Below are 354 nucleotides of genomic sequence, written 5' to 3'. Positions count from 1 at the left end.
AAGCGCGACCGCAGGCAAGTGCGGTACGCGCTCCGTGGCCACCGATACGGACACCATAAACGACCGAAAGCACACCGGGCGCTTGTCAACTTCATCCGTGGTGCGGATGTGCTGCCAGTGCTCGGCCGGGAAGTCGTAGAACGTCAACAGGCTGCCTCGATCTTTGGTGAGCACGCCGGTGGCCTTGGGGTACTTGGCGCCGTAGATCGTCACAAAGCGATCGAAGGCAGCATTGGCATCCGCCCGGGTGGCCGCCATCCAGATCGCCTGCAGATCCGCCTTGGCGCGGCCGTGCTGGGATTTTGGCAAGGCGTTCAGGACATTGCCCATCTTGTGGAACCAGCAGCGCTGGGC

General features: G+C 63.0%; 1 protein-coding gene. It reads right to left on the bottom strand.

Going from position 1 to position 354, the window contains the following annotated elements; translation table 11 throughout:
* A partial coding sequence (locus tag J8I34_RS34485; protein WP_245176367.1) for a transposase occupies positions 1 to 354 on the bottom strand: 354 nt, incomplete at both ends.

This window comes from Cupriavidus phytohabitans (genome assembly GCF_017815025.1).
Classification (GTDB): Bacteria; Pseudomonadota; Gammaproteobacteria; order Burkholderiales; family Burkholderiaceae; genus Cupriavidus.
The sequence above is the reverse complement of the archived record's forward strand: the minus strand, read 5'-3'. Positions and strand labels throughout refer to the sequence as shown.